We start from the raw sequence: 12587 nt of genomic DNA, 5'->3' as shown, positions 1-12587 counted from the left end.
TTGAAAAACGCGCTCGTCCTAAAAGGCGACGAAGTCGTTTATCCTTGTTTGCGACCTTAAATTCGTGTTTCAACCGAAGTTTATAGGGACAGCTTGGTGCTGTTCCCTATTTTCAAGTATGTAAGGAGACATCTTGAATCGGATCAACGCCCCTAAATTTGTAATGCTGCATTGGTTGCCATGTGCGGCGCGTAAAAGGAAGAGGAGGTTATCTTGAAACATGAAGAAGAAACTACAAGCACTTATCTGTGTCTGTTCCCTTGGTGTAATGGGGATGGCCGCACCGGTCAGCGCTCAATCATTAGTTCAGGGCACACAAAGTGACCAAGTATTGGATTTGCAAGAACGGTTAAACGCACTCGGTTACTTTAACACAGGAATTACCGGATATTACGGTAACCAGACCAAGAATGCGGTAAAGAAATTTCAAACCAGCTATGGTTTGTCAGCAGATGGTGAAGCCGATTCCTTAACTCTGTCAAAACTAAAAAGTGCGATTTCGCCAAAACAGTCGGTGCTGGACGAAATGGCGCGAATCATTCATGCCGAAGCACGAGGAGAGTCCTTTTTAGGACAAGTTGCCGTGGGAGCTGTCGTTCTTAATCGCGTGCAATCCGAAAAATTCCCTGACTCCATCACGGAGGTTATTCATCAACCAGGTCAATTTTCATCCATTGATGATGGCCAGTTTAACCTTAAACCAAATGAGTCAGCCTACCGAGCGGCAAAAGCTGCTTTGAATGGTTTGGATCCAACAACTGGCGCCCTTTACTTTTATAATCCTGATATTGCACAGGCAGCTTGGAGCAAAAAAAGATTAGCCAAGATTACCATTGGTAATCATGTTTTTACTCTTTAAGAGTAGTCAGTTCTAACAAAAAAAGTCGCGTAATTCGCGGCTTTTTTTAGAACTCAAACGATTCTGATTTAGGAGCGTAGTTATGGAGAATGAAGTTGAATTAGCCGTAGAAAAAATCGAACAATTGAATACGAGAAGCCAAAAAGCAATGATGGAGCTGATCCGAAAAAGCTCGAAAATGAACGATGAAGAGTTTAATAAAGAACTTCTGCTAGCCTACGCTCACCAAAATCCAGTTCATATTTTGGAAATTACTATCGCTCTAAAATATGAAGAGATAATTAAAGCGTTACCGGAGCAGTTTTCCTAGATAGTGCATGGCAACGAAGCCGCATCGGTTAGACCCAAAATAAAAAGGAGGCATAAGCCGCCTTTTTTTTGCTATTAGTTAGTCGCCCAAACGTTTTAAACACCTTTCACATAAAATGTGTAGTGCAAACATGCATTAATTAACCTTTTTTCGATCGACCTTCTATGTTGAGGGTCGTTTTTTTATTTGTTTTATGAAAGATCCTTTAATAATCATGGCGTAAATACCGTTTTTAGATGCTGTAGATGCCATAATACATTATCTCCAGAGGCATTTATTAGTTGTATGAAATCACTATCCGCTTTCTGAAGCAAGCCTATTTTATTCGTGTGATCTCCAAGATCAAAAACAACTATTTTTCCTTCAAGTTTTTTGCACTGTTCTTCAAAAGTTCTTGATAAAGTAATATTGATCGCATTCATAGGAAGAAAATGGTTATCAAGCGAATAGGGAGTAACGTTTGAGCGGTAAGGAATTAACCATTTTAAGTGGTTCATAGACACATACATGGTTTTATAGACAGGAGAGTAGAAGACGAAATAATCATTCATAATACTGGTTAAATAGCCGTGAATCGTTTTATTGCCAGTTACATAAATCTCTACAAATCGACCTTTTGCCGTATTTAATATTTTCCGAAATGAGAGACCATCTGCAAGATAATCGATTGGCGTTTCACTAGATAGAGTGTCTGTCCCTGTACTGGACTCTAAATTCAACTTTACATTTTGCACGTGGACCAAGGGGATATAGTAGAACTGTTGTTCATTGACCATGACCATAATATCCAAACCTAAATCGATCAACGTACCTTTACAAATATTATTTCCTGAAATCTCGACAATCACTTGTTGACCAACAAATGGTTGAAGCACTCGCATACGAATGACCTCCAGATTAGGATGAATGATTTTGAATTAAAAAATCCAGGTTACCCAAAATGCTAGAATAACTAACGTAAACATAACCGTGATGGGGATAATATACCAAGTTGCTTTAAGATAATCGCCCCAAGTGATCTTCACTTTGCCTTTTTTGACGATATGCATCCACATGATGGAAGCCAGCGTTCCAATAGGTAAGAATAGGGAGCCTATGTCGCTGCCGATAATGCTTGCAAGATAGGAGACTTTAAGTGTGAGTGGATCAAGACCCATACTCGTTAAAGTAATAGTTCCGACCATCAAGGCAGGGTGATTGTTGAAAATATCAGAAAGTACAGATACAAGAATCCCCATCATGAAACTAGCTTTTAACATACTTCCGTGAGCAATAGGTTGGAGGAACTGGACTAGCAGCTCAGTTAATCCAATGTTATGCAAGCCATAGATAATTACGTACATGCTGAAGGCAAACACGATGATATACCACGGTGTTTTTTTTACCATATCTAAAGGAGAGATTTTTAACCGATACCAACGCCATCCCAGCAGGATAAGGGAACCGAAAATAGCAGCGAACGCAACCGGAATTCCCAAGTAAGAAGCGACGAATAAACCAACACGTACAACAAACACAAAGATCAGGATATTGCGCATCGTTTTACCGCGATTTTCCGATGGGGTGGTTAAAGGTTTGGGTTTTAATGGGTGGTTTCCTTTGGAAGTATCATAGTTCCATAATCCGGATATGTTGATAGGGACGTTGTGTGGCAAGATTTTGCGAAAGTGGAAGTACAATAGCGTCACCATGAGAAGGAGTCCTATAGTAGCGGGAACGAACATCATCGCCGTGTGCATGTAAAGAGTCATGTTTACAATTTTTAAAGCAATTAAATTTACGATATTACTAACCCCTATGGGTGCGCTAGAGGCGGTTGCGATCAAGGCGCCGGATAGCAGATAAGGGATTTTTTGGTGATTTTTCAGACCCATATGATGCAATAACATTAGCAAGATCGGTGTGGTAATTAAGATACTTCCATCATTATTGACGAACAAAGTCATAAGGAAACAAAAAAGATTAACGAGCCAGAAAAGGCGTATGCCTGATCCTTTTGCTTTTTCTACGATTATTTCGGCTGCCCAATGAAAAAAACCAAAGCTTTCTAGAACGATTGCCATGACAATGGTTGCCATGATCGTGATGGCAGCGCCGCCTATCGTTTCAGTTATTTTACCCAAATCAGATAAGGTAACACTGCCGCTAAGGAGGACAAATAGGGCGCCAACCGTTGCCGGAATAGCTTCATTTACATTAGGACGCAAAAATATAAAAGTAATGGTGAATAAAAACGACATAATGGTGATTGGAATCATCAAGTCTTGCAGCATTTTAATTCAACCTCTTTTCGATAAAGTAAATGACTAGCTCTATTATTTCTTTAGAAACTGTGGGAACCGTTTGATAGTTATGATTTCATAGTTATATCTCCTCCCCTTTTAAATGTCTTATAGTTACATTTGCATTATATGAATAAAGGACATAGGGGGGACTAGCCGATAATCCTATTTCTATATTTTTCCACTATTGGTACTCATATAATTACCTACTCTTTCTTTTTCATTACCATGCATAGAAAAAGAGCCGAGTTTTCCTATTGCGAATAACTCAGCTTCCATTTGAAAATTTCAAGACAAGCTCCTAAATCTCATAGAAAATATCAAGTATGTAATCATTAATTGAAGAATAGTAGGGTGAAATATAAGTAATTAGGCAGACGAAAATACAGAATAGAAACATATGTTCTTGCGGAAAAAATTGTGCTATGATCTATTCAGTATGAATAGGAGGATGTCTTATGAATATACAAAAAACGATCAGTGAGTACGAACAATTTTGCAAGTGGACAAATATATTACATCAATTAAATGATAGTGATTGGTATAGGCCCGTGAAAGAAGGAAAGGCATCAATAGCTGAAATTATTGCACATCTTAGAAACTGGGATCTACATTTGATCCATGTGGTCATACCTTCGATTAGGAGAGGCGAAGGGATGGAGTTTCCCGATTTCAACTCTTATAATGCCAAAGCATTTGAATATGCAAATTCAGGCGTAACTAAAGATCAACTACTTCAAGAATTCACAAGCGATAGAATGAAACTGATTCATCTATTAAGTAACATGAAATCTGAAGAATTATTGCTAGAGACAACAGCAAACGGTGTAAAACACTGCCCTAATACAGGCGAACCATACTCACTACTGTACATCATTCAAGAATTTATTGAGCATGATGGTCATCATAAAAAACAAATTCTTGGCGTTCTTGATTGAACTAACGTGAACCATGAGCTTGATTATGGATATTATAATTAAGCAGTTTCCGTAAAGTGATGGATGGGGATTCATCTTTACAATTTACTTGCCTCATCCATAATTTTCTGTTATCTTTGATAGTAACAAGTTGATAATATCAAACAAATACTAAGTAGAAGCTGGACTGTCCGGTGCAGAAATTGGATGAAAGCTGAGGGGATGAAAGTGAATAAATCATGGGGTTATTGGAACTTGTTTGAAATAGCCTGGCTGGTTTTGTTTACTTCAATTGCTGTCGGGTTTACGGTTATTTCTAATGATTCTTTATTCGGATTTACCGTATTTATTACTGGAGTGCTGTGTGTGGTGCTCGCTGCGAAAGGAAACCTTATGAGCTATGTTTTCGGAATGTACAATACCGTAGGCTACGCATATTTGGCTTATGTCAACGGTTTGTTCGGAGAGGTTATGCTGAATCTGCTTTTCTTTGTTCCGATGAATGTCGTCGGCTTCTATATGTGGAGAAATAACCGTCAAGGCGGCAAGCTGTCCATGCGTCAGATGGAACTTAAGGGTCTGCTACTCACGGGGGTGGTGTGCGTATTAGGTAGCCTGCTTCTAGGGATCGGGCTATCGTTCATCCCGGGGCAGAACTCACCTTATATCGATGCCACTACAACGGTTTTATCCATCGTAGCTACCCTTTTAATGGTAAAAAGATTCAAGGAACAATGGTTGATCTATATCGTTCTCAATATGTTCACGGTGCTGCTGTGGGTAATCCGCATGATGGAGGGTAGCGGTGAAGGTTCGCTGATGATTGCCATGTGGAGCGCGTATTTAGTTAACGCAGTATACGGTTATTACAATTGGAACAAAGGGGCAAAGGAGGTGTTGGCATGAAAAAGCTTGGATTAACGCTGGGGAAGTTTGCCCCGCTGCATAAAGGGCATCAGTTCATGATCGAGACGGCGCTGCAAGAAGTCGACGAATTGATTGTGGTGATTTATGAGACTACAGTCACTTCGATACCGCTTCATATCCGGGCGAATTGGATTCGCAAGCTGTATTCTACGGTCCGGGTGATCGAAGCCTGGGACGGTCCGGATGGTTATTCGAACGACCGGGAGCATGAGATCCGGGAAGAGCAGTATATTTTAGGGCTGCTGAATGGCGAGCAAGTGACGCATTTTTATTCCAGCGAGTTTTACGGCGAGCATATGAGCATTGCTCTAAGCGCGGCGGATCGACGGGTAGATGAAGCCCGCGAACGGGTACCGATTTCGGCCACAGTGGTTCGTTCAGATCCTTACAAGTACCGGGAATTTGTAAGTGACATCGTATATCGGGATTTAATTACGAAAGTGGTTTTTGTAGGAGCGATGTCGACCGGCAAATCCACGATAACGGAAGCGCTGGCTCAGCGGTATCGCACAACTTTTGCGAGCGAATTCGGGCGTGATTATTGGACTGAGCACCAGGTGGACCGCAGAATCGGTCTGGAAGCGTTCGATGAAATCGCTGATGGGCATATCAAGCGGGAGGAGCAGGCTCTGCTGAAAGCGAACCGGTATCTTTTTGTCGATACCAATGCGATTACCACTTATATGTTCGCCATGGATTACCATGGCCGTGCTCCGGAGCTTTTAACCCGGATCGCTCTGGAAAACGCGCAGCGTTACGATCTGTTTTTCCTCTGCGATGACGATATTCCTTACGACGATACATGGGACCGAAGCGGAGCTCAGAAGCGTCATATTTTCCATAAGCAAATCATTGCGGATTTGAAGGAGCGGCGGATTCAATTTATCACACTGCGGGGAAGTCTGGAGGAACGAATGCGCAAGGTAGATGATGTATTGGCGAAGTTCGAGCCCTATCGGAACTATTTCGGAGAGATGAACGGCTAGAATAAAAAATTAAATGATCAAGGAGACGAGACATTTGGATTTGTTGGATCGCGATGGACTTACAGAACGCGAATTTTTGGAGCAGTACCGGGCAGGGGATTATGAGCGGCCTTCGGTGGCAGCGGACATGGTCATTTTCACTGTCACGAATGCGGAAGCGGACAGCTACCGCAAGCTGCCGGAAAAGGAGCTGCGAATCCTGCTCATTCGCCGTGGAGGACATCCGTTCCTGGGCAAATGGGCGCTTCCAGGCGGCTTCGTCCGTCCGAACGAGACGACGGAGCAGGCCGCGGCAAGGGAATTACGCGAGGAAACCGGTGTGGATGACGTTTATTTGGAGCAGTTGTACACCTTCAGCGATATTGGGCGGGACCCGCGTACCTGGGTGATGAGCTGCAGCTATATGGCATTGATCAATAGCGACCAAGTTCAGCTGAAGGCGGGAGACGACGCTGCCGATGCCGCCTGGTTTAAGGTAACCTATCGGCTTCTGCGGGAGCGGAAAGAGTTGATCGGGGACGGATACGTCAAAACGATGGAATACGAGCTCAAGCTAAGCAGCGAAGGAAAGGAGTTTACAGCGGTCGTGAATCGGACAGTGACGGCAAAGCCGACCTCGACGTCAACCGTTTATTCGTTAGTAAGGAATGAAGGCTTGGCTTTCGATCATGCGAAGCTTATAGCCTGCGCCATCGATCGGCTGCGGGGGAAAGTCAACTATACAGACATTGCGCTGCACCTAATGCCGAAATTTTTTACATTGACGGAATTGCAACAAGTTTATGAGATCATTTTGGACAAAGAACTGCTGAAGGCCGCCTTCCGGCGTAAAGTTGGCGATCTCGTGACAGAGACCGATCAGTACACCGAAAACGCGGGACACCGTCCTTCCCGTTTGTATCGGAGAAATTTGGAGGAATACCGATGATATACAATCGGGCTTGCCAATCGATGATGTACACGGATCACGCCATCTATTCGCCCGACGTGGTGTTTTTCCGTGACCCGCGGTTCGGCCTTATAGAGTGTCCGGTAACCGCTTCGGTTCTGACGCTGCCCGCCGTGAACTATGGGCAAGTTCATCTTAAGGGAGAGGACCCCCGGAAAGCGGAATGCGTGATGAAAGACCGAATGCGGCTGGCCTTGGCGATATTCGCCCATAAGGGAGATAAGAACCTAATCTTGGGTGCCTATGGCTGCGGCGTTTTCCGGAATGATCCGGTGAAGGTGTCCGGGTGGTGGCGTGAGCTTTTGGAGGACGAAGGTTTAGGCGTATTGTTTTCGGAAATACAGTTTGCGGTATTGGACACTTCGAAAGACGGCAAGTGTATTCATACTTTTGAAAAGGAGTTCAATACTGGCATGTAAGTGTGGGGTAGGGATAGACAACGCTCCACCAAGGTATAACCTGCGTAGATGGATTGAACTTTTTGTGCTTAGTTGTTATGATTAGGATATAAATTGACTGTGTGTGACTGGCGGAACATGGGTAACCATGAGGGAGCACATAGATAACAAGCCGTACGCCTGGGCAGAGGTAAGGGGATATCCCCTTACCTCTTTGTGTTTCGATCCAACTAGAAAGGGATGATACAATGAAAGCAGAAAAGTTAATCTTGGATGGAAATCGAGTTGCAGCTGACATTAAGGAAACATTGGTGGGGAAAATTCATCGCCTGTCTGAAAAAGGTATTGTTCCATGTTTGGCGACTATTTTAGTTGGTGACGATCCGTCATCAGCAACTTATGTACGGATGAAAGGTAATGCATGTAAGCGACTTGGCATCCAATCTATTCGTGTTCATCTACCTAAGGATACCTCGACGCATGAATTAATTGCAGCTATTAATCAACTAAATGATGATCCCAATGTTCACGGAATACTGTTACAACACCCTGTTCCACATCAAATAGATGAAAGAGCAGCATTTGAAGCAATAAGTATTAATAAGGATGTAGATGGCGTAACAACACTGGGTTTTGCCCAAAATGCTTTTGGTTTAGCCGATTTTCCTTCTTGCACACCGGCAGCAATAGTTACTATTTTAGACTATTACAATATTCCAATTGAAGGGAAGCACGCTGTTGTAATTGGGAGAAGTCCTATCCTTGGGAAACCTGTATCTCTGATGCTTTTAAACAGAAATGCAACTGTAACGACATGCCATTCCAAAACAACGAGTTTAGAAGACGTGGTTCGTTTAGGAGATATTGTCGTGGCGGCGGTTGGTAAACCCAAATTTGTTCAGGGTGATTGGATTAAGCCAGGTGCAATTGTAGTAGATGCCGGTTACAACGATGGTAACATTGGGGACGTTGACTATGATGCTTGTATAACAAATGCCTCGGCGATTACTCCTGTACCAGCTGGAGTCGGTCCAGTAACAATTGCAACATTGCTCAAACACACAGTGAAAGCCGCTGAAAAATTAACTTCGTAATAGTAGAGCTAGCTGTAGTTCAATAGAAAAAGGATTTCAAATAATTATAGGGAATACTAGTTAGGAAATATTAGAAATTAGCGAAAACAAGAACACTATTTTAGTAGACCCCCAATAAACAACAGAACAGGAGAATCACAAATGAGTCAAACATGCAATTATTGCAGCAAGAACGAGGCTTTGAACAATTTGATGATTGAAATAGGACAGTTGAGGGTTTCGACATTGTTCTTATTTAGAGAACAGACGTATAAGGGGAGATGTATTGTCGCGTTAAATGAACATCATTCTGAATTTTTCCATTTATCTCAAGAAATGCAGGACGCGTACATGCGGGACATCGCTCAAGTAGCTTCTGCGATTGAACGAGCTTTTAAACCTGACAAAATTAATTATGGTGCATTTGGGGATACGATGCCACATGTGCATTTCCATGTTGTACCGAAGTATAAGGATGGATATACATGGGGGAAGATGTTCGAGATGAATCCGCCCGACAATAAGCAGCTAACAGAAGAAGAATATGGAGAAATCATTCATCTACTGAAGCAGCAATTATAAGAGTTGGATATTTGTTCAGCTAGAATAAGCCTTCAGCACCACTTAAGAAGTGGAGCTGGGGGCTTTTTCGTTGTATTTACTGAGTTTTTACTGAATCATAGTAAAAGAAAAATGTTGATCAAGCGCAAAATTGATCGCACCAAGTGCTCCGCCGATTTCGGGCAATACGGCAGTGTCTACCGCTATTCCAGCAGAGAGGGCCGACATGGACCGCTGTTTCATTACTTTCGTGGCGGTTTGTACATAGGTACTGCACATGCTGGGTATGGATCCCCCAAGTATGATAGCTTCGGGATTCAGCAAATTGACGAGATTAGCCAAAGCAATGCCGAGATAAGTGGCGGCGTGATTAACGATGCGTATCGCAAGTTCATCGCCCTGATCAGCGGCTAAGCAAACGTCTTTTGCCTGGAGAAGTTGGAGGTCGTTTCCAGGTAATACACGATGAAGTATACTTTCCTCTTGTCCCGACCGCAGCTGTCTGCGAGCCTCCTGTTCGATGGCCGAAGCCGTAGCATAGAGGTGCAAACATCCATTATTTCCACATGGACATACAGGGCCGTCCGGTTCAACTGTCGTATGCCCGAGTTCACCAGCCCCGCCGAACGAACCTGACACCAACTGCCGATCATGAAAGATTCCAGCAGCGATTCCGGAGCCGACCCCGACATAAATCATATGCTTGTAGCCGCTTCCTGAACCGAATCGGCATTCGGCAAGCCCGCGTGCGCGGTGCCTGTTTATGGCTACTGTGGGCCAACCAAGCTTTTTACTTACCATTTCCTCAATGTCCACGTTAGACCAGCCCAAATCTGATGCGCTTTTAATAATACCTCGTCTCGTATCGACAAGACCGGGCACACCCAGTCCGAACAATTTGATCACCCCTATGTCCAATTCCTTAACAAACTTGGAGGTTTGATCCGTCAACTCTTGAATGGCTGTCTCGGGGTGGGGAGAGCCTACAGGTATTTTCTTAAGATGTATGACATTGCCAAGCAAATCAAACACGCCGAGCGTCCATACTTGATTATCTAAATCGGCGCCCATAATACCATGGGATCCTGGGACAAGCTCTAGTGAAATAGCAGGACGTCCCCCTGTTGAGGGGGCTTTTTCCGTTTCTTTTACAAGATTCCAATCCATCAGCTCAGAAATCGTTGAAGAGATTGTAGCCCTGCTCAGTTCCGTAACTTTGGTCAATTTAATCCGAGGCATGGACCCGTGCATGCGCAGGGCCTGAATGATACTGGTTTTGCTGCCCTTTTGGTCGCTTTTGTTAGGACTTATCATGAGTTTCACCGTCGCTATATCATTATGTAATTAAAATGATTATACCTGAACCTAAAGTTATAGTGGTAATGAACTTACTTTAATAAAAAATAAAACAAAGTTCAAGTGTTTATAGAGCGAAAATAGCAGTATTTTTTCATTTATTTTATTTAAAACAAAAACTTAATTTAAATATTGACATAAGTACCTTGTGTGAATTATGATATCCCCATATTCATGTAAGCGCTATAACTAAGAAGGTGGGATGCAATGATGATCGTATTAGGCGGTAATATGTATGACGATTCTACCATTGAGCATTTTTTGAAAGATGCAGCTGCTATTGGCTATGAGGGAGTCGAGATTCGTGGTGTTGGGGAGCTGAAAGACGGTCATATTTCGCAGGAACGGGCGGAACAAATTAAAGGCTTGCTCGATGGATATCGTCTGACTCCTATTAATTTGTCTTTGTTTGTGGGGAATTTCTCCTGTAATACAGAGGAGGAAAATCAGGCTGAATTTCTTAAATGGGAGCGCTATCTGAATTTTGCGGCTGCGATCGGATGCGGCATGATGAGATTGAATCCAGGATTTCAGCATTCCGATGAGGTTTCCAAGGACGATTATGCGAAAGCAGTGAAGTGGTTTCAACGATGCGCGGATGCTGCAAACAAACGGAATATCCGGGCGGTAATTGAGATGCACCACGGCACCCTATGTGATCATGCGGATTCGTCGATCGCCTTTGTTGAAGCGGTAGGCCGCAGTAATGTAGGGCTGATAATGGACCCGGTCAATATGTATCAGGTACCGACCGATTATGGGATAGAAACCATTAAACGCTTAAAGCAATACCTCTTTAATGTTCATATCAAAGACATTGTGGCATTGAAAGGAAACCAATATCCCTGGGCTTTCGAATATAGCGACTATGTGCCGCATATCGGCCGTTACCACCGTGTCATACCTAAGCAGGTCAAACATGAAGAACAATATTTTTGTCACCGGCTCATTAATCAGGGTGGGATAGATTGGTACGAAGTGTTCCGTGGGCTGGAGCAAATCGGGTATAGCGGATACCTCACTGTTGAAAGTGTTAGCAAGCCTGGCTCCGATCTTCCTGTACATACCGTGTTAGCTCAGCAATGTTACAATGATGTGCAGCAATTGCTTAAAATCACAAAGTCTAACGTTAAGGTTTAATAAATCGTTGAGGGAGTGTAGTGCTGCTGTGGAAAATCCGGAAAAACCATATTCATTTTCACTCTTTGTCAAGCATTGGAAAGATAAAAAGGCCCCCGAGCTAGCCAGCTTTGTAAGTGGTATCGGATTTGACGGCATCGAGCTTCCTGTTCGTGCGGGGTTTCAGGTAGAGCCAGAAAGTGTAGGAAAAACGCTTCCGGAATTTGCTAGGCAGTTAGGCGAACAAGGTGTCAAAATATTCAGCGTTGCGGCTTCAACCGATGAAACCATTTTCGCCGCCTGTTCGGAGGCAGGAGTGCCGCTGATCCGGATCATGGTTGACATCGACCAAGATGGCTATAAGGCGACAGAAGAACGGACCAAGCGAAGGTTGGAAGAACTTGTACCGCTATGCGAAAAGTACGGAGTAAAGGTGGGCATCCAGCAGCATTACGGAAACTATATCATCGATTCCAATGGAATTATGCAGTTGATGGATAAACTTAGCCCCGACGATATCGGTGTAGTCTGGGATGCTGCGCATGATGCATTCGCGGGTCAGCAGCCCGAATACGGATTGGACATCGTCTGGTCCCACCTGGCTATGGTGAACTTGAAAAATGGTTATTTTGTTCGCAGTAACGGACCCGAAGCCGAAATAGCTGAGTGGAAGCGTCATTTTACGACCGGACGGCACGGAATGGCCCACTGGCCGAGAATTGCGAACTATGTGAAAGAACGAAACTATTCCGGGGTTATCTGTTTGACAGCGGAGTACACGGATCTGGCCAATAAAGACCGTTACATCGCCGAAGATTTAGCTTATGCGAAGTCACTTTTTAAGTAAAAG

Annotated in this window: 14 protein-coding genes and 1 riboswitch; of the genes, 11 read left to right on the top strand and 3 right to left on the bottom strand. The window is 43.5% G+C overall.

From position 1 onward, the window contains the following. Window positions 1–220: 220 nt before the first annotated feature. Window positions 221–859: a cell wall hydrolase gene (locus tag J2Z65_RS00525; RefSeq protein ID WP_167056608.1), complete on the top strand. Its 639-nt coding sequence runs from the start codon at window positions 221–223 to the stop codon at window positions 857–859. 82 nt (window positions 860–941) lie between these two features. Further along, window positions 942–1169 (top strand): hypothetical protein, encoded by a 228-nt coding sequence (locus J2Z65_RS00520; RefSeq protein WP_167056610.1) that lies wholly within the window; start codon window positions 942–944, stop codon window positions 1167–1169. 212 nt (window positions 1170–1381) lie between these two features. Here J2Z65_RS00520 and J2Z65_RS00515 read toward each other — a convergent pair whose 3' ends face one another. Both J2Z65_RS00515 and J2Z65_RS00510 read right to left on the bottom strand, forming a co-directional pair. Then, on the bottom strand, window positions 1382–2050 hold the full coding sequence (locus tag J2Z65_RS00515; RefSeq protein ID WP_167056613.1) for a DUF2642 domain-containing protein: 669 nt from the start codon (window positions 2048–2050) through the stop codon (window positions 1382–1384). Between the two features lie 36 nt (window positions 2051–2086). Further along, window positions 2087–3442 (bottom strand): arsenic transporter, encoded by a 1356-nt coding sequence (locus tag J2Z65_RS00510; RefSeq protein ID WP_209855635.1) that lies wholly within the window; start codon window positions 3440–3442, stop codon window positions 2087–2089. Between the two features lie 467 nt (window positions 3443–3909). Between J2Z65_RS00510 and J2Z65_RS00505 the strand changes: the two genes are divergently transcribed. The 7 genes from J2Z65_RS00505 to J2Z65_RS00475 all read left to right on the top strand — a co-directional run bounded on the left by J2Z65_RS00505 (window position 3910) and on the right by J2Z65_RS00475 (window position 9283). Beyond that, window positions 3910–4389 carry a DinB family protein gene (locus J2Z65_RS00505; protein WP_167056616.1) on the top strand — a complete coding sequence of 160 codons (480 nt, stop codon included), beginning with the start codon at window positions 3910–3912 and terminating at the stop codon, window positions 4387–4389. 207 nt (window positions 4390–4596) lie between these two features. Then, window positions 4597–5274 (top strand): nicotinamide riboside transporter PnuC, encoded by a 678-nt coding sequence (gene pnuC, locus J2Z65_RS00500; protein ID WP_338111654.1) that lies wholly within the window; start codon window positions 4597–4599, stop codon window positions 5272–5274. Then, window positions 5271–6281 carry an AAA family ATPase gene (locus tag J2Z65_RS00495; RefSeq protein WP_167056622.1) on the top strand — a complete coding sequence of 337 codons (1011 nt, stop codon included), beginning with the start codon at window positions 5271–5273 and terminating at the stop codon, window positions 6279–6281. Before pnuC ends, J2Z65_RS00495 begins: the two co-directional genes overlap by 4 nt. Before the next feature lie 34 nt (window positions 6282–6315). After that, window positions 6316–7209, top strand: coding sequence for an NUDIX hydrolase (locus tag J2Z65_RS00490; protein WP_167056625.1), 894 nt, complete (start codon window positions 6316–6318; stop codon window positions 7207–7209). Continuing rightward, window positions 7206–7649, top strand: a complete 444-nt coding sequence (locus tag J2Z65_RS00485) for a TIGR02452 family protein (RefSeq protein WP_167056628.1) — start codon at window positions 7206–7208, stop codon at window positions 7647–7649. The genes J2Z65_RS00490 and J2Z65_RS00485 overlap by 4 nt, the downstream gene beginning before the upstream one ends. A 93-nt stretch (window positions 7650–7742) precedes the next feature. Beyond that, window positions 7743–7821: riboswitch (ZMP/ZTP riboswitch) on the top strand. Between the two features lie 55 nt (window positions 7822–7876). Continuing rightward, complete coding sequence (locus J2Z65_RS00480; protein ID WP_167056630.1) at window positions 7877–8722, top strand: bifunctional 5,10-methylenetetrahydrofolate dehydrogenase/5,10-methenyltetrahydrofolate cyclohydrolase; 846 nt, start codon at window positions 7877–7879, stop codon at window positions 8720–8722. A 141-nt stretch (window positions 8723–8863) separates the two neighbouring features. After that, window positions 8864–9283, top strand: coding sequence for an HIT family protein (locus tag J2Z65_RS00475; RefSeq protein WP_167056633.1), 420 nt, complete (start codon window positions 8864–8866; stop codon window positions 9281–9283). 87 nt (window positions 9284–9370) lie between these two features. On the opposite strand, the gene J2Z65_RS00470 is transcribed toward J2Z65_RS00475, so the two are convergent. Then, window positions 9371–10576, bottom strand: a complete 1206-nt coding sequence (locus J2Z65_RS00470) for an ROK family protein (protein ID WP_167056931.1) — start codon at window positions 10574–10576, stop codon at window positions 9371–9373. 249 nt (window positions 10577–10825) lie between these two features. On the opposite strand from J2Z65_RS00470, the gene J2Z65_RS00465 reads away from it, so the two are divergent. Both J2Z65_RS00465 and J2Z65_RS00460 read left to right on the top strand, forming a co-directional pair. Then, window positions 10826–11758, top strand: coding sequence for a sugar phosphate isomerase/epimerase family protein (locus tag J2Z65_RS00465; protein WP_167056636.1), 933 nt, complete (start codon window positions 10826–10828; stop codon window positions 11756–11758). Between the two features lie 28 nt (window positions 11759–11786). After that, entirely contained in the window at window positions 11787–12584 is a 798-nt protein-coding gene (locus tag J2Z65_RS00460; RefSeq protein ID WP_167056639.1) for a TIM barrel protein, read from the top strand. Window positions 12585–12587: the final 3 nt, after the last annotated feature.

Source organism: Paenibacillus aceris (assembly GCF_017874035.1).
GTDB classification, from domain to species: Bacteria; Bacillota; Bacilli; order Paenibacillales; family NBRC-103111; genus Paenibacillus_E; species Paenibacillus_E aceris.
This window is presented reverse-complemented; position numbering and strand designations above follow the sequence as displayed.

Bases quoted from the DNA above. Each gene is read 5' to 3' on its own strand.
- J2Z65_RS00525 (WP_167056608.1), top strand. From the start codon at position 221: ATGAAGAAGAAACTACAAGCACTTATCTGTGTCTGTTCCCTTGGTGTA.
- J2Z65_RS00520 (WP_167056610.1), top strand. From the start codon at position 942: ATGGAGAATGAAGTTGAATTAGCCGTAGAAAAAATCGAACAATTGAAT.
- J2Z65_RS00515 (WP_167056613.1), bottom strand. From the start codon at position 2,050: ATGCGAGTGCTTCAACCATTTGTTGGTCAACAAGTGATTGTCGAGATT.
- J2Z65_RS00510 (WP_209855635.1), bottom strand. From the start codon at position 3,442: ATGCTGCAAGACTTGATGATTCCAATCACCATTATGTCGTTTTTATTC.
- J2Z65_RS00505 (WP_167056616.1), top strand. From the start codon at position 3,910: ATGAATATACAAAAAACGATCAGTGAGTACGAACAATTTTGCAAGTGG.
- J2Z65_RS00495 (WP_167056622.1), top strand. From the start codon at position 5,271: ATGAAAAAGCTTGGATTAACGCTGGGGAAGTTTGCCCCGCTGCATAAA.
- J2Z65_RS00485 (WP_167056628.1), top strand. From the start codon at position 7,206: ATGATATACAATCGGGCTTGCCAATCGATGATGTACACGGATCACGCC.
- J2Z65_RS00480 (WP_167056630.1), top strand. From the start codon at position 7,877: ATGAAAGCAGAAAAGTTAATCTTGGATGGAAATCGAGTTGCAGCTGAC.
- J2Z65_RS00475 (WP_167056633.1), top strand. From the start codon at position 8,864: ATGAGTCAAACATGCAATTATTGCAGCAAGAACGAGGCTTTGAACAAT.
- J2Z65_RS00470 (WP_167056931.1), bottom strand. From the start codon at position 10,576: ATGATAAGTCCTAACAAAAGCGACCAAAAGGGCAGCAAAACCAGTATC.
- J2Z65_RS00465 (WP_167056636.1), top strand. From the start codon at position 10,826: ATGATGATCGTATTAGGCGGTAATATGTATGACGATTCTACCATTGAG.